Here is a 21,296-nt window from a genome sequence, read left to right as displayed (position 1 = left end):
TCCCTGGTATTTCAGTGTCATTATTATTGTTAGTTATTAAGGGATTAAAATGAAGTTTATTCGACAATGCTTTGCTCTTTGTGTTTTATTATTCTCATTAGCACCGATAGCTCATGCTGATGAGGTCGGGTGTGTTAGCACCACATGGAGAGTTATCAACAACGATAAGGTTTGCGTACAATCCTTTAAGGACCCTGATATTGATGGTGTGGTATGCCATCTTTCCTATGCCAAAACGGGGGGAGTCTCTGGAGCGTTTGGCATAGCAGAAAATCCTTCTCGTTTTTCACTATCTTGCAGCCAATCAGGTCAACTGAAAGCCGGCAAGGCCATTCCTCTTCGTCAAGAAAAGATTTTCACCCAAAAGATGAGTTTTTTGTTTAAAGGTCTTAATGTTCATCGTTTGATAGATAAACCCAATAACACGATTGTCTATCTTGTGATTAGCGAAAAGATTATTGACGGTTCCCCATTTAATAGCATCTCAACTGTACCTATTCGTTCATGGGGTGGGCAAGAGCCTTTAGTTCCTTTTAAAGACAAGTAAACTCTTTATGCCCTTATCCGCACTACATACCATTGATATACAAGCCCCCTATTGGCATGGCTGGCTGGATTACCTTACTCACTTACCATCCTATCTCACCTCCAGTCGCCTGCCTCTTTCACAAGATGAGATAACCCAGCAAAACCACTCCAGCTATACGTCACAAACGGACAACCAAGCTGTATTTACTATCATAGACAAGCAACCAACCCTAGATGACCACAATGTCCCTGCCGAGGGTAAAGTTGCCTATTTTCTTAACCAGATAGCCCCTGCTTACTTCACCCAAGTGTTAGGGAAATCATTTGTAGCCCAGTCGAGCCTACCCACCAATTTTGCTTATGAATCTTTTATTTTTGAGCAACATAAAATTCCAACCCGTGATGGACTACACGATTTCTTCAATGGGTTATGCTGGTTTCTTTTTCCCCGTACCAAGCAAGTCTTTAATCAACTGCATCAGCAACAAATCCAGCAATTAGGTTCAACACAGCGTGGACGAATTCGTGATAGGCTCACCATTATGGATGAAAACGGATTCTTGATTAGCTGCCCAGATGCTTTATGGGAGGCTCTTGTTCGGAAAAATTGGCTACAGGCCTTTGTAGAGTTACGCCATCTCTGGCAACAAAGCAAAGTAATGGTCTTTGGTCATGCTTTATTGGAAAAATTGGTCAACCCCTATAAAGCCATTACAGCACATGCTATTCGTATTCCGCTAGAGGTCGTAGCACCAATGCCTTTGGGGGTTGATGATGCTCCGCACAGCTATACCCCTCAAGACATTACTGCCCTCGACCATTATCTATCACATTGGCTTAATGAGAAAAGTTTACAAGAAAAACCTTATATCCCACTACAGATTTTCGGTATTCCCACATGGTCGTCAGAGGTGCAAGACCTTAACTTCTATCAAGACAAAACTGTTTTTCGCTCGCCTCTTCAGCCCCTAAATAGGCAAATGAAAACCAAATTCTTGTAATGATTGACGTAACATCATCAATGCAATAAAGAAAAGCAAGCAAGCAAAAATTTTCTTTAACTTATCCACAGGAAGTGTATGCGCATACTTCGCACCAATCGGAGCAAAAATCATACTCATGGCAATTAACACCAATAACGCAGGCCAATATAAATAGCCAATCATGCCATCACGCATCCCTAATAAATTCCAGCCACCTACAATATAAGCAATGCTATTAGCCACTGCAATAGGAAAGCCAATCGCAGCAGAAGTCGATACCGCTTTCTTTAAAGGTACATTAGACCACACCATAAAAGGGACTGATAAGAATCCACCACCAGCACCCACTAGCCCTGAAACAAGACCAATGCCGACACCAACACACACCATACCAAACCAACCAGGTAGCTGGCGGCTAGGTTTAGGTTTCTTATTGGACATCATGTTATAGGAAGAATAAAGCACAAAGACGGCAAATACCAATGATAACCATGCCATATCCAACCAACGGAAAATCACCGTTCCAGATAAAAATCCTCCCAAAATAATACCTGGCGTAAATTGTGCTACGATAGACCAAATCACTCCTCCGCGCTTGTGATGGGCACGCATACTGGACATAGAGGTGAAGATAATCGTTGCCATCGCTGTTGCAATTGCGGAGTGTACAACATATTCAGGCACAACGAGTTGCTGCATAGTAAACAGTAGTGTCAGAAAAGGCACGATAATCATACCTCCTCCCACACCAAGTAGACCCGCCATAAAGCCACTAAAACAACCTAAACACAGCAAAGAAAGGACGGTAATGAGGTTCATCGAGAACTTCCTAAATTAAAATCATAGGGGGAAATGCATTGGAACAATGCTTTGTACGATTGACAATTATACGTCTCAACTAGCACTAGATAGATATTGGCTGTATTTTATCTGCAAAAAAACAGCCAAAACAAAATTGGGAGGATTCTCCTGATGAGATAACCTCCCAATCTAAGCAAAAAAACAATACCTTACTTGAGATTTCCTGATAAGAACTGCTGTAGACGCGGACTCTTGGTATTATTAAACACTTCGTCAGGTGTACCTTGCTCTTCCACACAACCTTTATGCAAAAACATCACTTGAGTAGCAATATTGCGGGCAAACCCCATCTCATGAGTTACCACAATCATAGTACGCCCTTCTTCTGCAAGCTGTTGCATTACCTTAAGCACCTCGCCCACCAGTTCAGGGTCAAGAGCAGAGGTTGGCTCATCAAACAACATAACTTCTGGCTCCATCGCCAAAGCACGCGCAATCGCAACACGCTGCTGTTGACCGCCAGACATCTGTGAAGGATATTGCTTCTCTACTGTCTCTGGCAAACCTACTTTCTGCAGATAGTGACGCGCACGTTTAACTGCCTCATCTTTGCTCAAACCAAGAACATGAATAGGAGCTTCAATCACATTTTCTAGTGCGGTCATATGTGCCCACAGATTAAAGTGTTGAAATACCATAGCTAACTTGGTACGGAAAGACTGTAATTTCTTTTCATCCACACGGGCACGACCCTTAGGGGTTTTCTGCACCTCAAGAGTCTCACCCATCAAGGTAATAACCCCTGAGTCAGGGAACTCTAAAAAGTTAATACAACGCAAGAAAGTACTCTTGCCAGAGCCACTTGAACCAATGATGGCGATAACATCACCCGCTTTGGCCTGTAGGGACACCCCTTTAAGTACTTCATTGTCACCGTATGATTTATGAATATCTTGTACATCTAGCTTAAACATATAATCGCCCTATTTCTTTTCGTAAGCTAAAAAAGCCAAAGCTCTACGCTCGATTAATCTAAAAATACCGACCAAAATAAATGCTACACACATATAAATAACTGCAGCAATGCTGTAAGAGATAAAAGTTTGGTAAGTCGCTGAGTTTGCATCACGTGCTACCTTAAGAATATCAGGCACCGTTGCCGCAAAAGCAATAGAGGTTGAATGTAACATTAAAATCACCTCATTACTGTAGGCAGGCAGGGCACGACGTAATGCTGAAGGTAACACAACACGACGATAAACCGTAAACTTGCTCATACCATAAGCATAAGCCGCTTCTATTTCTCCATGTGGTGTCGCCTTAATATAACCTGCAAAAATCTCTATGGTGTATGCCAATGTATTGAGCGTAAATGCCAATACCACGCAATTATAACCACTCATAAAGAAATCATTTAGGCTAGGAGTTTGTTTTACAAAATCTAAACTGATTACCCCACTATAAATCAGCAATAATTGAATATAAAGTGGAGTACCTCTAAACACGTAAGTAAAGACCCAAACCGGACCACTAATCCAACGCTTCTTGGAAACACGCAAAATAGATAGTGGCAAAGCAAGAACAAACCCAAATAACAATGATAAGGTCAGCACCCATAATGTCACTGCCAAACCAGAATACTCAGTACCATCCCAAAAAATAAATGGCTGCCAGTATTCATTTAATACCATAAGGATGTTATCTAGTATTTCACTCATAGGTCAGCCTCCCTAACACCCACAGAGTATTTCTTTTCTAGATACCACAACACGATATTAGACAGACTTGTCAAGACAAGATAAATCATACCTGCCATCAGGATATAGTAGAACATCTGACCGGTCGCACGGCCCGATTGCTGGGCTGCCAATACAATATCGCTTAAACCAATGATAGACACTAGTGCCGTTGCCTTGAGCAAGACCAACCAGTTATTACCAATTCCAGGCAATGCAAAACGCATCATTTGCGGAAATAGAATTCGCCTAAACACTTGAAAATTTGTAAATCCGTAGGCTTTACCCGCCTCTAATTGACCACGTGGTACGGATAAAAAGGCCCCTCGAAAGGTCTCTGCAAAATAAGCACCGTAAATAAACCCAATCGTCAGAACCCCTGTCACAAAAGGGTCTAAATCTAGTTGATCTAATCCCAAAGTATCTGTAATAAGGTTTAAAAACTCTTGAATCCCGAAAAAGACCAACAACATCAGCACAAGATCAGGAATACTGCGAATCACTGTCGTGTAAAGCTGTGCCCATGTACGAAAAAATAGATTACCAAAAAGTTTGCCTAAAGCCGCTAGCAATCCTAATAAAAAAGCCACTAACAGAGAAAGCACCGCCAACTGGACTGTTTCTACTGTTCCTACTAATACCTGTCCAGTATAACCATCAAAACCCATAAAGGCTCCTTCCTCATTACCAGGCGGTAATGACAAGAACAAACGAAAAGCACATGAGACTCCTCATGCACCCCCCTCCCAGACGTCTATTCAGAGACTTATTCAATATGCCCAATGCATTGCCTCAGAACAATTAAGCTCAGAAGCAATGCATCAAGCTGTCTACAACTTTGCAAGCATTATTTTTTATCTAAAAAATCTAACTCACCAGGTTGGAAGTATTTTTCAGCTAATTTAGCAATGACACCTTCTTTGCGTAATTCCAAAATTGCTGCATCAACATCCGCTTTGAGTTGTTTATCTTTCTTGCGCATACCCATACCAATTTCGTTAGCTAGCAATGGATCGACCAATGGCTCGCCTACAAATTCATAGTCCTTGCCTTCTGGCTTAGATAAAAAGCCGGCAATACCGTTAGGTTTCTCAAGAAGAGCCACGTCCACACGACCGGCCACTAAATCAACAAAAGTTTGGTCTTGTTCTTGGTAAGACACAATGCGGATACCTTTCTTGCCCCACATCTTACGAGCATAGGCTTCTTGAGCAGAACCTTGAAGTACACCTACTTTCAGATTTTTAAGAGACTCTACTGTAGGGAGTACACCACTACCTTTCTTAGCAAGTAACTGTGTAGGAATGGCGTATACATTTTCAGAGAAGTTAATTACTTTCTCACGCTCTTTATTATGTGTTAGGCTGGCGTGAATAATATCAAACTTACGTGCATTTAGCGCTGGAATCAATGAGTCAAAAGGCAACTCTACCCAAGTACACTTAGCCTTAAGTTTCTCGCAGATGGCATTACCAACATCCACATCAAAACCAACTAACTCACCCTTCTCATTCTTATACTCAAATGGAGCATAAGCAGACTCTGTGCCAAACTTAATTTCATCATAAGTTGCCGCAGAAGCTGTTGCCGCAAACCCCAATGACAAACCCAATGCCAATAATACTGAACGCATATTTCCGATCTCCTTTTTACCGGTAACCAAAGGTTTCATTATATAGCTTATAGATTTTTACACAACTATGATTTACCATTAGAAAAATTAAAATTTCATTTGAAAGGATATTCAATGAGCCAAATCAGCCCTTTTTTGATGCCATTACACCCTGTTCAACTAGAGGGTTTTGGCATCACATTGCAGCCCCTCAAACCTGCCCACGAGCCAGGACTGGCAAGTGCCGCAGCAGATGGAGAACTATGGAATTTAGTCTACACATCCGTACCCTCTCCTGGTAAAGAGGCAGAGTATATTAAAACAGCATTAGACAGTCAACACCAAGGGAAATCCCTAGTCTTTACAATCATTGATGAATGCACCAAAAAGGTGATTGGCACCACGCGTTATTACGATATCGTACCCGAATGCGCTCGCTTAGAAATTGGTTACACCTGGTATGCACAGTCTTATCAACGTACATTTGCAAATACCGCAACAAAATATCTATTGATGTTTTACGCTTTTGAGAGTTTAAAAGCACAAACTATCGGTTGGCGTACAGACATTATTAATACTCGCTCTCAAGCGGCCATTGAGCGTTTAGGCGCCAAAAAAGACGGAGTAATTCGAGGGGATATGCTTCGTAGAGATGGCACATTGCGGGATAGTGTGGTCTATAGCATGACACGTGAAGAGTGGTTAAACGGTTGCAAAAGTCAATTAAAGGAAAAGCTGGACAAGCTACTTAGTGTTGGATAGTTGACTGATTAAACACTCGCATAGCTAATTGGTCTTGCTGGTGATAAAACACTAGATTTCTCTCGCACAAGAGCACGAAATTTCAACCGTGTTTACCACCAGCACCTATCTGATGAGCTTTTTTCTAAAACTAACAAAAGAGTGTGCTTATCTATTAATATATTGATTCTTTACCGGTTAAAAATACCACTCTTTTCGATTGTATTCCTTTTGATTGTTGTTTCATGGATATTCTTATTTCGCTCTTGCCCATTTGTCTTGCAGTATTAATTGGTATGGTAGCAGGACGATTTCTCCCTAAACCTTTCTCTCAAATGATTGCTCGTACCCTTGGTCCATTTGTCTGGGTACTTCTATTTGCAATTGGTTATTTCTTTGGCTTAGAGCTTAATAACCTAAAAAGCGTCGCAGATGTTCTTAAATTAGCCACCATCTTTTCCATCGGCATTAGCTGCACAGTATGGATTGTCATTCATTTTCTTTATGATACCAAGCACCGTGTACAGCAACAAGAACAAGCCTCTAATCTAGGCATTGCCCATGTACTGATGGAGTGTGCCTGTGCCTTTCTAGCTATTATCCTTGGTGCTTGTGGTGCCCAATTACTGATTTACCTTGGCTGGAACACTTCATTTATGCCATCTACCACGGTATTTCTTTATATCTTGCTATTTATTATCGGCGTGGATATTATCAATGCCCCGATGAATTTTAAGGCCCTCAGACCTAGTATATTACTAATGCCAATCCCTATTATGCTAGCGTCCTCTGTTGCAGGAGTTGCTATCGCATGGCTAATGGGTATGGATATCCGCCATGGACTCGTATTCTCTGGCGGCTTTGGCTGGTTCTCACTCTCTGGGGTTATGGTATCAGCCAAACTCAATGAGTACTACGGCGCTGTTGCACTGCTCACTGACTTATTCCGTGAACTATTTTCTATTATTGTGCTGTTTTTCTTGGGGGCCAAATCGCCCAACGCTTCTGTAGCCGTGGCAGGTGCAACAGCGATGGATACGACTTTGCCCATTATTAAAAAAGCAGCCAGCAATCACTATATCCCTTTAGCCTTATATATCGGGGTATTATTAAGTTTGATAGCTCCGTTTTGGTTAGGATTCTTATTAAGTCTTTTTGATAAATAAAGGGAAAAGCCGTGCCTCTCTTAGACTGGATACTTGCCCTGATTACCATTTTTGCGTGGGGCATGAATTTTTTGGTGAGTAAACTTGCATTGTTCGAGATTCCTCCCTTATTGTTCGGTTTTTGGCGTTTTGTGCTCGTTGCCTTTCCTGCTGTGTTTTTTGTTAAATTCCCCAAAGCTCCCTGGAAAACAGTACTAGCTTATGGATTGACGATTAACTTTCTGCAATTTAGCTTTATGCTCAGCTCTATCGCTTTTGGGTTAGCAGCAGGTATGACTTCGTTGCTATTACAAATCCAAGTATTTTTTACTGTAATACTCTCTGCATCGTACTTTAAAGAAAAAATTCCCTTTGGTATCTTTGTCGCCTTCATTATTGCGGCTATTGGAATCGTGCTAATCATTGAAGGCGCCAGCACAGAGACAGCTCTCCCAATAGCAGGGATTTTATCTGTCATTGCAGGTGCTTTTTTCTGGGCAACGGGTAATATCACCATCAAAATGATGCCTGGGGTTAATATGATTAGCCTTGTGGTATGGGGAAGTCTATTCTCTTTACCAGCTTTTGCGGCAGCTAGCTTTATTATTGATGGTCCTGAATACATTCTCCACGGCTACGAACACATGACATATAAAGCCTGGATTGGTATTGCTTACGGTGCTTATATCTCTACTTTTGTAGGTTATGTGTTGTGGGGAAAATTACTTTCTCGTCGCCCTGTATCCCTAATTGCCCCACTAACGCTATTAATTCCCATTATTGGTTTTGCTTCTAACAGTATTGCTTTTGACGAGCATTTCACATGGGTACAGTGGTTAGGAGCAGCCTTTGTATTATTAGCATTATGTGTTAATGTATTCTGGTTTAAAATTCTCAAATTTTTGCGTCACCAGAAATAATCTTTCATGTCCAGATTTCCATTTAAAGACCTATGGGTCGCCACCGCTATAGAACAAAAAGAAACACACTATGGGCCGATTGAAGATCAGGCTGTAATGGCATCTTTGCTTGCAGATAAGGCACATCACAACGATACTGACTACCAAGTTATCCGCCGTGCACAGATGTTAGCGCAACGTGATGGTTTACTCCCTGTTATTCAACAGTGGGGGCAAGCAGCCCGTGTAGCTCTGTGGTTATTAGCGTTATTGGCAATCTGTACAGGCTGTGGATTAGCTTTCGGCGCATTAGATAATCAACAAAAGCACGTTAATATTTTATTAGCGCTAGTGGCATTACTCGGATTACATGGAATAACATTCTTGCTATGGTTGCTATCTTTTTTTGCCTCTTGGCAACAGCAAAGCCTACTTGGCAAAAGCTGGCTCTGGTTAAGTCGTAAAATGGCACGTAGTGATGATGCCTTATTGGCAATGCAATCGTTTATTACCACAAGCAATCAACAAGGGGGAATGCGTTGGATAGTCAGCACTATTTCACATGGATTTTGGTTAATTACTTTATGTGTCGCCACGATTACATGGCTCGCCCTATTGGCAGGTAAACAGTTTAGTTTTAGCTGGGAAACTACGATTTTATCTACCAATGCCTTTGTTGCTATCACCCACTTTTTGGGTTTTATCCCTGCTATTTTAGGCTTTCCTATGCCAGATGCTGAACTAGTAGCACAGAGTAGCAACCATATTGCACTCAATCCTGATGCTCACAAAATCTGGTCGGTATGGTTGACTGGGCAATTAGTTATCTGGGGAGTTTTAGTACGCCTTATCGCTTTTTTAGGATGCTTCTTCAAAGCGCGTACTACCCTTTCGAAAACACAGTTAAATACCCACAGTACTAGCTACCTTGCCCTGATAAAACGTTTACAACCCTATGAGATGATTCAACCCGACAGTCCTCAACCCGATTATGTGTTGCCTAAACTCCAGCAAACCAATCATTCTTCAGCAGAAACACGCAATGATGCCATGTTGTCCTCACAACAAGATAGTCTGATAGTCAGTATTGATTTACCGCCAGAGATGCTATTACCTTCTCTCCTATCACAGCAAACCATCACCCATATCGAATCCAGAGAAGAGCGTCACCACTTACTCGCCCGACTCAATCAACATCCTATTGATCAGTTGTTGATTATTTGTGATAGTACTCAAACACCTGATAGAGGAGTCGCCTACTTTATTCGTGATATTAGCCAATATGCCCAACAAACAGCTATCTACCTGCTCAATGCCGATAAGCACAATAATCGCTTGGCATTGTGGCAACAATCATTAAGGGATATGGGGATGCCATCTGAGATTGTTTGGTATCACCCCCAACAACTAAGCGCATGGTTACAACCACCCTCTGATACAGTACAATAACTGAATAAAAATTATTGCAACCATCACTCATGAATAACAGTCACACTCCTCAAGAAAGCCTTCTCACCGCTGCCAAGAGCATACATGAGTCTATAAAACCTCATGCCAACCTACGCTTAGCCGTGGTGGGGCATACTAATACAGGGAAAACCTCTTTATTAAGAACACTGCTGGAAGATAGGTCTTTTGGTGAGATTCAAAACGCTCCTGGCACAACTCGCCATGTAGAAGGAGCGCGTATACAAGTCAATGCACAATCCGCCATTGAACTATATGACACTCCAGGTTTAGAGGATGGTATTGGCTTATACGATTATCTTGATCAGCTTAGCCACTATCACCAGCAACGCCTTGATGGTCCTGACAGCATTGAAGCTTTTTTAGACTCGCCCGAGAGTAAAGGGCGTTTTGAACAAGAGGCTAGAGTGTTACGACAAATGTTGGTGAGCGATGCTGGATTATACGTTGTCGACATTCGTGACCCTATATTAGCCAAACACAAAGATGAATTAGCAATTCTCGCTCGTTGTGGAAAGCCCTTGATTGCAATTTTAAATTTTATCCATAGCGAAAATAACTATCTACAAGAATGGCGAGAAACCTTGGCTCGTTTAGGTATTCACATGAGCATCGAATTTGATACCGTTGCACCCGCCATTGATGGGCAGGCACAGTTATATCAAAAATTAGCTCTGGTCTTAGACAAGCATTCACAAGCCCTTGAGCAGTTAGCACAAAACATCCGCCAACAACGTGAGTTACGTAAAAAGATGGCGTTACACTTACTAGCAGATATGCTAATTGATATAGCAGCATTTAAGGTAAGTAGCCAGACAGAAAGTGAAGCTTTGCAACGTCAGTGGCACTCTGTTCAAAATCAGGTGAGAGGTCGAGAGAATCAATTTATTAAAGATTTACTTAAGCATTATCGTTTTTCTGCGGCAGATTACCCTGAACAGTCCTTACCTATTGAAGGGGAGCGTTGGGGTATGGATTTATTTAATCCCGATGCACTTGTAGACATGGGTATTCATGTGGGCAAAGGCTTTGCTGCAGGTGCTATGGCTGGTGCGGCTGTGGATGTGTTTACAGGGGGATTAAGTTTAGGTGCAGCCGCCTTGCTTGGAGGGGTTGTGGGCAGTGTATGGCAAGGCATGGATAAATGGGGTAAACGCCTGCTTGGCAAAATCCAAGGTTATGAGGAATTAGGTGTAGACGACGCGGTGATTCGCTTACTAGGTTTGAGAGGTCTGCAACTGATTGATGCCCTAGAGCATCGAGGCCATGCCGCACAAGAAGTAGTGCGTCTTGAGCAATCTACTATTAAACAATGGCAAGAAGGCAGTATGCCAGAGCCGATTAATCAAGCACGCGCTCATCCTGAATGGTCAAAGTTGAATAAAACATTTGAAGAGGATAATGAGAGGGAAAAAAGCCTGACGGAGTTGATGAGGTTTTTGAGGATGTAGGGGATTGTGAAAATCGTGCTAGGGATGTATTTGTCATGTTTTTGTCTTTTGAGAATTCAAATCTTTTGTTAAACTCTGAGCAGAATACATGAGGACTAAGGTATGTACAGTGATACAGATTTAGAAGACCACGGATTCTCTGATAATGAAATTCGTTTGTTGCGTAATATTTGCCAAGGAGATCACAATCATAAGAAAGGAGACTTTTATGAGAAGTCATTTACTTTACATGAATTGTTGAGCTACTCTACTCAATTTAGTCAAAAGGAACAAGAAGGGATTATTTTTTCTAACAGTGAGGGGGCTACAGTAGATGATTTGACTGTCATCTTAGAAGGCAAACGCATCAATTATCAACTTAAAAACTCATCAACTAAGGGAGCATGGAATGAGGAACTTGAAATTAGATTTGATTTGCAAGCAAAGTTGGATGAGAAGTATCATAAAGTAGAAGGAAAAAGTATATTAGTATGCAGCGATAAAGCAACGGTAGAGAAAAATAAGCATAAAATTCCAGCTAATATATCGGTTGATTGCAGGTACTATCCTAGCCATGAAAATTGGTTTAGTGCATTAAAAAATCCAGAATCTAATTTAGAAATGCTTATACAACAAGTTTGTCCAGATTCTGCACAGCATGAGACTGCTTGTCGATTGTTGTTAGCTCCTTATAACGACGGTATAGAATTTAGAAAGAATTTGTCAGAATGGTGGGAAGACGTGTTAAAATCGTCTAAACCCGATATATTTTCAATAAGTATTGCTGATGTGGATTTGTCTGCAGAAGTTGTTGAAGTTTTGGAAGCACGGGGTTGCAAGATAGCTAATGGGGTGATTGTGTGTGGTGAGATGATGGTTACCCTGAGTGCTACTTTGATTAAAGCGTTAGAGGAAGCTGACAATCTAGCAAAACTGCAAGCGTCGAGCACTATGCCAGACATCATAAAGGTTTTGACTGAATTGGCTATTTTATCCTCTGGTAGTAGGGGGTCACTATGACATATCCGCGAGAGTTCACTGAGTTTGCCACTGATGATGTTCAAACGTGGTTATCGGAAATAGCAGATAGAAGTACATCTGTAGAGTCTTATCGAAGAATAATGACTTATTTGGGTTGTGAGCTAGGAAAGCGATTGCCTTTTGCAACAGCATCTCATGAAAAAGTCCTTATCGTCGCTACGTCTGAGGATGCAGATTATCTGGTAACAGGCTATATCAATGCTCTTAAAGAGTATGGGATAGACTATAAGTTAGCCATTTTTTGGAATCACCACTACTCATTACCTAATGGCTCAAGTGTGGCTCCTATCACTCAGAGGTTTATCCAGAATGGCTTTGATGGTTGCTCACGAGTCGTCATTCTCAAATCTATTGTGTCAGGTAGTTGCGTTATCCGTACTAATTTGATTGCTTTATTAGATTCTCTTAATATCGATAGCATTTCCGATATTATCATTGCTGCCCCTGTCATGTACAAGGAAAGTGAAGAAAATTTGAAGCGAAACTTTCCTGAGGCTATATCGAAAAAATTCAAGTTCCAAACATTTGCGATTGACTCTACTAGAGAGAAGAATGGCATAGTACTAGACGGGATAGGTGGAGAGGTTTACGAGCGCTTGGGTCTAGAAAATCAGCCAGCTCTTATGCAAAAGGGATATATGCCTGAACTTGTGGCTCAATATTTAAGATAATCCTACGAAACTAGAGAAGTTGAGTTTGCAATTTAATAATCACCAAGCAATTTGTTAGATAATCCTACATTTTTTTCATTAATTTGTCTCTTTCCTGTAATATCTATCTAGTATAGTGCGGTTAATAGCACACCTAATTTTTGGAGGATAGGTATTGTGTCATTAGTTCTTTTAGTATTAGAAATATTACTGGTTGTATTACTGTATTATTTTGTCGAACCCTTCAAGACAAAACTAAAGCAGCATAAGCTACTTTTTATCAATGCGCAGATTTTCTTTATGGCGATGCTGGGTTTGTCTTTGCGATCCCAAAGTTCACCGCAGAGCTTACTTTATGAAACCGTCGCCTTTATGTTTGGTAACTTTGGTACTGAAAACAAGGATTTTAATGGCTTATTACTGCTCTGCTTATGGTTAATGCCATTAGGCTTAGGATTGACCGCTCTATCCATCATCATTAAACCATTTCATGATTGGATTACTTATCATCTTGCGTTTTTCCCTCCCTCTAAAAAGCCTAATATCGTGGTGATTTGTGGGTTGGGCAAACATGGTACAACGCTATGCGAAGATATTTTTGCTAAAAATGCAGATAAAAAAGTGAGTGATGGCAATCGGGTAGACTTGCTCGTTATTTTTGAGCATGAGCAGCCTCACTTGCTTAACCAAATCAAAGAGTCAGCCGTGCGAGGCAAAGGCTTTATGAACGTGATTGCTATTGAAGAAGACCCCTTGCACTCACAATTCCTAAAAAACAAAAAAGTCAGCCGTATTTTCTTACTATCTGATAACGACTTGCAGAATTTAGCCATGTTGGAAAGATTAAGCGCATTGCAAGTTAGCCCTGTCGAAAAAACGATTACGGCACATATTCATCTACAACATACCGAGAACTTACAGTTAATTTCCTCTAAGAATCAACGCAAAGAATTAACTATCCGCCCTTTTAATATTTATACCAACGTGGCGCGTTGTTTATTTTTAACGCATCAGCTAGGAGGAAATGTAGATACGATTACCTCTGATCCAGAGAATACTCCAGATGAAGAAAAAAGACACTCATTACGTATTTGCGTTGTGGGTGCTAATCAATTAGGTTTACAGATTATTCATAGAATTCTCAATTTAGGGCATTTTTACAATGGACAACCATTGCAATTAACGATTTTTAGCACCGATCCTAAACAATCAGAAGATGATTTCTATATTCAGTATCCTAAATTATTCAGAGCCGCACCAGCAGGTGAAACACTAAAAGATTACTGGCTTATTGAGTTTAAAGCCATTGATGAGTTTTACACCAATAAGACATTATTAATGAAATATCATCAGATTATTTTTGCTCATGATGATGCACAGCAAAACCTTTTTTACGCGAATGCCATTTTGCGAAATTTTGCTTTTGAATTACATCAACAGATACCCGAAGCCACCCAAGGTCAGCAGATTTTTATCTATGTCGATCAGTTGTCTCCTAATGTGATTACCAATGGTTGTTCAGATATTTATCAAAAAGCAACTGGTTTAAGTGGAGGCCAATCTTATCAAGTCCATTTCTTTGGACATATCACAGAAATTATGTCCTACGAATTTATCGTACAAGAGCCGATTAATGAAATGGCAAAGATAGCGAATGCAGACTATAACGAGGTGAATGGGTATAACAATGATAAAAAAACTCCCGAAGAGCAATGGAATACATTGAGCTTTTTTACGCAAAGTTCAAATTTTTTCCAAGCTGAACACCAGTTGCTTAAATTAGCCGTGATTAACCAGTTATGGTCAGATACAGTGATTGAGCATTCCGACGAGCAGATACGTACCCTTAAAAACTGGTACACCCACGGCAAACAAGATGCGTGGAATAGCATTGAGGGCAGTAAAGAAATTTATGACCACCTTGGAATAGCACACCTTGAGAAGCTTGCTAAAGTAGAAAAGAAACGCTGGAACGCATTTCATTACCTTCATGGTTGGTCTTTACTTCCTTATGATGAAAAAGATGAAAGTAGTAAGAAGAAAAATGAAATTACCAAGCAACATCCATGTTTGGTGGATTGGGACGGATTGGAAAAACTTTCTGAACAACACATGAAACCCTACAAAGGACACGATGCACAAACCATTCTACGCTGCTACAGCATGGTGAAAAATCTAACCCCCTTTAATAATGGGTTTATGAAAATTCAAATTGATAAATTTAAAGCTAAATTTAAAGCCTAATTGGGTGATTGTTAAGGTTATGTAGGAGATAACGATGCGCCTTACTTTTCGTTTTTTTGTATCATCAACATTTAGTGATTTTGAGAATGAGCGGCGTATATTGCACGAAAAAGTTTTTCCCGCCATTGATAATTTTTGCCAGCAAGGAGTTTTTGAGTTGGAGGATTTCAAGCAAGAAATAAATCAACTACTCCAAGATGAATTTAAACGTCAGCGTTTGATGGAGCCCCCGATTCAATTCAGTTCTAATCAAGTACAACTAGAGTTCCAACCGATTGATTTGCGTTGGGGGATTAATGAAGAAGCGCAGAAAGACCATCAAACAATGGCAATTTGTTTAAGCGAAGTGCAACGGTGTATCGAATATCCCTACCCTAATTTTATGTTAATGATAGGTGATAGGTACGGCTGGGTTCCTTTACCTACATTTATCAAAGAGGATGAGTTTGAGATACTTTCTTCTTTGATTAAACCGTCATCGTTTCAACAAATACTAAATGATAGTTTGAAAAGTTTAAGACAAGAGCCTGGCTTAACACAGACTATGTTAGATGAAATAGAACGTGCTTTTAGGGATACACAGCAATCGTTTACGGATTCTGTTGATTTTTTACGCGCATGGTATCAAAAAGATGAGAACCAAATACCTGTGGCTTATCGACTACGAGAAAGAGCAAAACAGTATCAATCGTCTGATTCTTTTGGGCGCTGGAGATTTATTGAAAGTGTACTCCGGGCACTTTTGACTATTGCACTGGATGCAAGTGATTTTACTGATGAAAAGAAAAAGTATTACACCACATCTGCAACAGAAGCTGAATTCCTATATGGAGTACCAGGAAAACAGTATAAAGATAATGTGTTTATCTTTTGTCGCCATTCTTCTGCTCAAAGAGATAGCGGTACTACTCAATTTTTGGAGAAAATAAAAAAAGAAGGGATGACTCTTCATGAGGCCGTTGTCAATAATACCAATACAGTAGGAACAATACAAGAAACTGATTACCTTTCTATTTTAGAGGATGATTTAATACAGTTTATTCAAGAGCGTATCAAGCAGCAATTACGAGAATCTATCACCCGAAATATTAAAAGTGAGACTGACATCCATAAAAAGTTTGCTAAAGAGAAAATAGCTTCCTATGTAGAAACAAATAATCTGAGAAATCTTCGAGAAAAAATTCAGGATAAAGTTAAATCTTCTGATGCAGATAAGCCAATCCTTCTCTACGGCTCCTCCGGTAGTGGTAAATCCGCGTTGATGGCTTTCATTTCAGAAAATCTGAATGCATCCTTGAGAGATAATGAGTTAAGGAAAATTCAAACAGTCCCTCTCCAAAATTCTGAAGACAATAAAGCATCGCCTACAACACACGCAGAACAAGAACCTTCGCTTAAAATTATTACTCGTTTTGTAGGTGCTTCTGCCTCCTCATCCTCTTTTTTTAGTTTATTCGAGTCAATTTTTCAGGAGGCAGGCATCCCTTTTACATTGTCATCTGACACCTCTATGAAAGACGCGTGTAAAAATATTTCAGGCTCCTTTGGACAAATTAAAAATCCATGCGTTATTTTTATTGATGCCCTAGACCAATTAAATCTATCCCAAGATACTCTTCACTATTTAGATGATATTTTCCCTGCATCATTGCCAGCCCACGTAAAGGTTGTTATCAGTGCCTTAAAGGATGAAAATTATAAGGAGGATACCAAGTACTACGAAAAACTAAAAAACAGAACTCAACAGTTTGCCATGCCAGCATTTGATGGTTGGGAAGATTTACTTGATAAACTACTTGACGAAAAGGCAACTCCAGGTGGATATTCTTTATGGCTAGGTAAGCAACGCACCTTAACTAAAGCACAAAAAGACTTTATTGCACGGAAATACCAGCACGTCAATACGCCATTCTTTATCAAGATTATTCATCAAGAAGTGAAGAACTGGCCTTCTTGGTATGCCCCCCCTGAAGATGCACTTGGTGATAGCAATCAAAGTGCGGTTCAACATTTTATTGATAATCTATCGAAGAAATATCACCATGAGCAAGAACTAGTGCGTCGTGTATTATGCTGGTTTGCAAAAACCAAAGAGGGTCTAAGCGAGTATCAAATACGCACCTTATTAGATGTCCCTTTTAGGTATGCTGGAACAGATAATGCATTTGTTCTTGGTTTGGCTAATAGTGTTTGCTCTCAGAATATTAAAGATCAAGTGCAGAAAATGCCCAACGTGTACTGGAGTCGCTTATTCTTTGCACTACTGCCTTTCTTAAAACGGGTTCAATCTGAGCAAGCAGAGTTATTAAACTTTTTCCATCGCGAGTTTAATAGTGCCGTCGAAAAGAAATATCAAGAGAATCTTCGCAGTACTTGGGAGATGATTTTCCACTACCTGAGCGCACTACTTTATGATGGGCAAGAAGTCAATATAGACAATGCGCTTCAAACCATTAAACAACAATGGCTCAAACTATATAACAAAGAAGCCATTCACTATGCACAGCGCACAGAAGAAGAGCATCACAGCGGAAGCATTGCCTTTATAGAGGATAAATTAGCACTCTTTAAGCAAAAAGCCGAAGAAGACCAAGCGCGTAATACCTTAACCGAAGATGGGCAGCATGAACGTGTTTGGATTAATGAGTATTACAAATCACGTGTTGCCTTATCTATAGTGCCTTTCCAAAACTACCCATTGGATAAAGCGAATAACAATGACGCCTTTGGGGCTGCAAGTTTTGCACATGTTGATGATAAGCTCTATAAGGCGGTTGAATATTATCACCAAACCATGCTGGATACACAAACAGAATTTGTACACTTTAATGAGTTAAGGTTCTCTCGTAAAGAGTTGGCTCATTACCTTAAAGTAGCAGAGATTTATTTGCATACTTACCTTTATCTCCGATTAGAGAAAAAGGATACCTCACGATTTGCCGACTTTGATTTAAAACGCTTCCAAAAAAGCCTATTACAGCTTATGCTTTACGCTGTTTAATGAGAGGAAAAGGCACTATGATTCAGAAATTATTGCGTAATTTAAGCCAATCTGCTTCAAAAACTCTTATCCAGCATGTATCTAAATGGCTGGCAGAGGAAGGAAATGCAGTTTCACTATGCAATCTGGGCGTGATGTATTACTTCGGCAATGGTGTAGAGCAGGATAAAGCCAAGGCTGCACATTACTACCAACTCGCTGCTGAGCAAGGATATGCAACTGCACAGTTTAATCTGGGCGTGATGTATGCCAATGGTGAAGGTGTCACACAGGATAAAGAAAAGGCTGCATATTACTACTACCTCGCTGCCGAGCAAGGGGATGCGAGTGCACAATGCAATCTGGGCGGAATGTATGACAATGGCGATGGCGTAGCACAGGATAAAGCCAAAGCAGTGTATTACTACTACCTCGCCGCAGAGCAAGGATTGAAAGAAGCACAGTGTAACCTGGGCGTGATGTATGACAATGGCGAAGGGGTAGAGCAAGATAAAGCCAAGGCTGTACATTACTACCAACTCGCTGCTGAGCAAGGATACGCGAGGGCACAATTCAATCTGGGCTGGATGTATAACAATGGCGAAGGCGTTCCACAGGATAAAGTCAAAGCAGTGCATTACTACCAACTCGCTGCTGAGCAAGGATACGCGAGGGCACAATTCAATCTGGGCTGGATGTATGACAATGGCGATGGTGTCACACAAGATAAAGAAAAGGCTGCATATTACTACTACCTCGCTGCCGAGCAAGGGGATGCGAGTGCACAATTCAATCTGGGCTGGATGTATGACAATGGCGATGGTGTAGAGCAGGGTAAAGCCAAGGCTGCACATTACTACCGACAGGCTGCTGAGCAAGGGGATGCGAGTGCACAATTCAATCTGGGTAATATGTATTCCAAAGGCGAAGGCGTTCCACAGGATAAAGCCAAGGCTGCACATTACTACCGACAAGCTGCTGAGCAAGGATATGCAACTGCACAGGTTAATCTGGGCTGGATGTATGACAATGGCGATGGTGTAGAGCAGGATAAAGCCAAGGCTGCACATTACTACCAACTCGCTGCTAAGCAGGGACATAAAACAGCACAATTCAATCTGGGTAATATGTATTCCAAAGGCGAAGGCGTTCCACAGGATAAAGCTAAAGCGGCTCATTACTACTACCTCGCTGCCAAGCAAGGATATGAGAAGGCATTGTTCGCGTTAAAGCTAGAATATCATAAGAGCAACCATATCGACTCACTTATATATTTGGGTGAGTTAGGTGATGAGATAGGACTAGAGTGGTTGGCTTCTGCCTATCTTTACGGTAACGACCGAATAAAACAGGATTATGAAAAAGCTCTTCATTACTATCAACTCGCTGCTAAGCACCGTTTTTTTCCTTATGCCACAATGATGAGGTTTTTCAATACATTTTTATATGGAGAAGGTGGAGTAACGCAAAATATTGAAAAGGCCTTGTATTGTCTTCACGTGGTAGCAGATAGAAAAGGAGATACATATAATCATGTTATCTATGCTCAAGATACGCTTGCCAAGTTATATGATGAAGGTGGTGGACTCATTATGCCAAATAAAGCTAAGGCTTTTCACTACTACCAACTCATTGCAAGGCATAAGGACGTAGGTACAGAAATGCAAAGAATAACTACCCGTGCTCGGTTTCGACTAGGTGAGATGTATTTCAATGGAGAAGGAGTTGCACAAGATAAGACCCAAGCTGCGTATTATTACCAACTTATTGCCGAACAAGGACATGTAGGAGCACAATTTAATCTAGGGTATATGTATGCAAATGGGGATGGCGTGAAGCGTGATAAGGAAAAAGCCCGGAGTTGTTATACTCAAGCCTACAAGAGCGATAGTTCTTTAGCTCCCAAAATTATTCAAGCTTTAAAAGAAACGAATATGTTTTCAGAAGCTAATGAATTTGAGGAACTATATTGGCAAGATTATCCAGAACGTGCGAAAGAAGAAAGACAAAGAAAAGCAGATAATGAAGAAGTGATAGCTCAATTTGAACTGTTTGTATCTTCATATCAACAACATCTAAGCTCTCAACTTCATCCACAGGAGTCACAGAACAGCAGAGAGGATGCTATAAGTTGGTTAGAGAAATCGGCTCGAATTCATGCTATTGCAAAATATGTTTTATCTCTACTGCATGAGGTTGGTAAAGAAGTTGAAAATCCTAATAAAGTGGAAGCCGATAGGCTTTTAACAGAATCGGCAAAACAAACCTATCGCTTAGCACAGTTGATGCAGTCTGTGAAGGATTTAGAAGAAGGCGATAAGCAGCAAGCCAAAGAATGGTTTAGACAATCCGTGGAGCGTCCCACCATAATAGCATATGAAGCAAATATTGGAGATCCGATTGCACAGCTTACTTTAGGTGAGCAGTATGATAAAGGTAAAGGTGTAGTGCAGGATAAAGAAAGAGCAATATATTACTGGACTCTAGCTGCAGCTCAAAACAATGTCGAAGCTATGGTTAATCTGGGAAATATATACCAAAGTGGTGATGGCATTATGCAAGATCATGATAAAGCAAGACACTATTTTCATCTTGCCGCGGATGCAAAACAAGGAGATGTGAGAGCTCAGTTTATTTTGGGCAATATATATTATCATGGACAAAACGTGATACAAGATAAAGAAAAGGCGGCCCTTTACTACCACCTCGCCGCTAAGCAAAATGATGTAAAAGCGCTATTTTATCTGGGTAATATGTTTTACAAAGGAGATGGTATAGCACAAAATAAAGAAAAGGCTAAAGAGTGCTACAGAGTTGCTGCGAATTTGGGTTTTTCTGATGCCCAATATTCGTTGGGAATGATGTATTTTGAAGGTGATGGTGTCGCACAAGACAAAACCACAGCAAAACACTATCTCAGCCTAGCCGCCAATCAGGGTAGTGACACAGCCAAGGCCATACTACAAGAACTAGAAAAAGAAGATACGTCATCATAATATCCGTTTTAACCAATATCAGATAAACACTCAAGATAGGAGC

At 40.6% G+C, this 21,296-nt stretch carries 17 protein-coding genes; 12 read left to right on the top strand and 5 right to left on the bottom strand.

Annotated elements, in window-relative coordinates; all coding sequences use genetic code 11:
* The first annotated feature begins 49 nt into the window (after nucleotides 1-49).
* Both HKX40_RS00680 and HKX40_RS00675 read left to right on the top strand, forming a co-directional pair.
* Nucleotides 50-547, top strand: coding sequence for a CreA family protein (locus HKX40_RS00680; protein WP_171587641.1), 498 nt, complete (start codon nucleotides 50-52; stop codon nucleotides 545-547).
* A gap of 7 nt (nucleotides 548-554) precedes the next feature.
* On the top strand, nucleotides 555-1,529 hold the full coding sequence (locus HKX40_RS00675; protein ID WP_171587640.1) for a DUF3025 domain-containing protein: 975 nt from the start codon (nucleotides 555-557) through the stop codon (nucleotides 1,527-1,529).
* Here the strand turns inward: HKX40_RS00675 and HKX40_RS00670 are convergent.
* From HKX40_RS00670 to HKX40_RS00650, 5 genes are all read right to left on the bottom strand, one after another.
* Nucleotides 1,497-2,330, bottom strand: coding sequence for a sulfite exporter TauE/SafE family protein (locus HKX40_RS00670; RefSeq protein WP_171587639.1), 834 nt, complete (start codon nucleotides 2,328-2,330; stop codon nucleotides 1,497-1,499). The genes HKX40_RS00675 and HKX40_RS00670 overlap by 33 nt on opposite strands.
* A 191-nt stretch (nucleotides 2,331-2,521) precedes the next feature.
* A complete protein-coding gene (locus HKX40_RS00665; protein ID WP_171587638.1) occupies nucleotides 2,522-3,286 on the bottom strand; it encodes an ABC transporter ATP-binding protein in 765 nt (254 codons plus the stop codon).
* 9 nt (nucleotides 3,287-3,295) lie between these two features.
* Nucleotides 3,296-4,009, bottom strand: coding sequence for a histidine ABC transporter permease HisM (gene hisM, locus HKX40_RS00660; protein ID WP_171587813.1), 714 nt, complete (start codon nucleotides 4,007-4,009; stop codon nucleotides 3,296-3,298).
* Nucleotides 4,010-4,026: 17 nt separating this feature from the next.
* Nucleotides 4,027-4,716, bottom strand: coding sequence for an ABC transporter permease (locus HKX40_RS00655; RefSeq protein ID WP_171587637.1), 690 nt, complete (start codon nucleotides 4,714-4,716; stop codon nucleotides 4,027-4,029).
* A gap of 179 nt (nucleotides 4,717-4,895) precedes the next feature.
* Nucleotides 4,896-5,681, bottom strand: coding sequence for a transporter substrate-binding domain-containing protein (locus HKX40_RS00650; RefSeq protein WP_246233492.1), 786 nt, complete (start codon nucleotides 5,679-5,681; stop codon nucleotides 4,896-4,898).
* Between the two features lie 114 nt (nucleotides 5,682-5,795).
* Between HKX40_RS00650 and HKX40_RS00645 the strand changes: the two genes are divergently transcribed.
* The 10 genes from HKX40_RS00645 (at nucleotide 5,796) to HKX40_RS00600 (ending at nucleotide 21,253) form a co-directional block, all read left to right on the top strand.
* Nucleotides 5,796-6,422 carry a GNAT family N-acetyltransferase gene (locus HKX40_RS00645; protein WP_216605120.1) on the top strand — a complete coding sequence of 209 codons (627 nt, stop codon included), beginning with the start codon at nucleotides 5,796-5,798 and terminating at the stop codon, nucleotides 6,420-6,422.
* A 224-nt stretch (nucleotides 6,423-6,646) separates the two neighbouring features.
* A complete protein-coding gene (locus tag HKX40_RS00640) occupies nucleotides 6,647-7,567 on the top strand; it encodes a LysO family transporter (protein WP_171587635.1) in 921 nt (306 codons plus the stop codon).
* 11 nt (nucleotides 7,568-7,578) lie between these two features.
* Complete coding sequence (locus tag HKX40_RS00635) at nucleotides 7,579-8,466, top strand: EamA family transporter (RefSeq protein WP_171587634.1); 888 nt, start codon at nucleotides 7,579-7,581, stop codon at nucleotides 8,464-8,466.
* Between the two features lie 6 nt (nucleotides 8,467-8,472).
* Nucleotides 8,473-9,894 carry a DUF2868 domain-containing protein gene (locus HKX40_RS00630; RefSeq protein ID WP_171587633.1) on the top strand — a complete coding sequence of 474 codons (1,422 nt, stop codon included), beginning with the start codon at nucleotides 8,473-8,475 and terminating at the stop codon, nucleotides 9,892-9,894.
* A gap of 29 nt (nucleotides 9,895-9,923) precedes the next feature.
* Nucleotides 9,924-11,363, top strand: a complete 1,440-nt coding sequence (locus HKX40_RS00625) for a GTPase/DUF3482 domain-containing protein (RefSeq protein ID WP_171587632.1) — start codon at nucleotides 9,924-9,926, stop codon at nucleotides 11,361-11,363.
* A gap of 102 nt (nucleotides 11,364-11,465) precedes the next feature.
* Entirely contained in the window at nucleotides 11,466-12,362 is an 897-nt protein-coding gene (locus HKX40_RS00620; RefSeq protein WP_171587631.1) for a hypothetical protein, read from the top strand.
* Nucleotides 12,359-13,054 carry a hypothetical protein gene (locus HKX40_RS00615; protein WP_171587630.1) on the top strand — a complete coding sequence of 232 codons (696 nt, stop codon included), beginning with the start codon at nucleotides 12,359-12,361 and terminating at the stop codon, nucleotides 13,052-13,054. The genes HKX40_RS00620 and HKX40_RS00615 overlap by 4 nt, the downstream gene beginning before the upstream one ends.
* 156 nt (nucleotides 13,055-13,210) lie before the next feature.
* The gene (locus HKX40_RS00610; RefSeq protein ID WP_171587629.1) at nucleotides 13,211-15,277 is read left to right on the top strand and encodes a hypothetical protein; all 2,067 of its coding nucleotides are present in this window, start codon (nucleotides 13,211-13,213) and stop codon (nucleotides 15,275-15,277) included.
* A 34-nt stretch (nucleotides 15,278-15,311) separates the two neighbouring features.
* Nucleotides 15,312-18,278, top strand: a complete 2,967-nt coding sequence (locus HKX40_RS00605; RefSeq protein ID WP_171587628.1) for a DUF4062 domain-containing protein — start codon at nucleotides 15,312-15,314, stop codon at nucleotides 18,276-18,278.
* A gap of 17 nt (nucleotides 18,279-18,295) precedes the next feature.
* Complete coding sequence (locus HKX40_RS00600) at nucleotides 18,296-21,253, top strand: SEL1-like repeat protein (protein ID WP_216605119.1); 2,958 nt, start codon at nucleotides 18,296-18,298, stop codon at nucleotides 21,251-21,253.
* The last annotated feature ends 43 nt before the right edge of the window (nucleotides 21,254-21,296 follow it).

The sequence above is a fragment of the Pelistega europaea genome, from assembly GCF_013133775.1.
GTDB lineage: Bacteria > Pseudomonadota > Gammaproteobacteria > Burkholderiales > Burkholderiaceae_B > Taylorella > Taylorella europaea.
The sequence above is the reverse complement of the archived record's forward strand: the minus strand, read 5'-3'. Positions and strand labels throughout refer to the sequence as shown.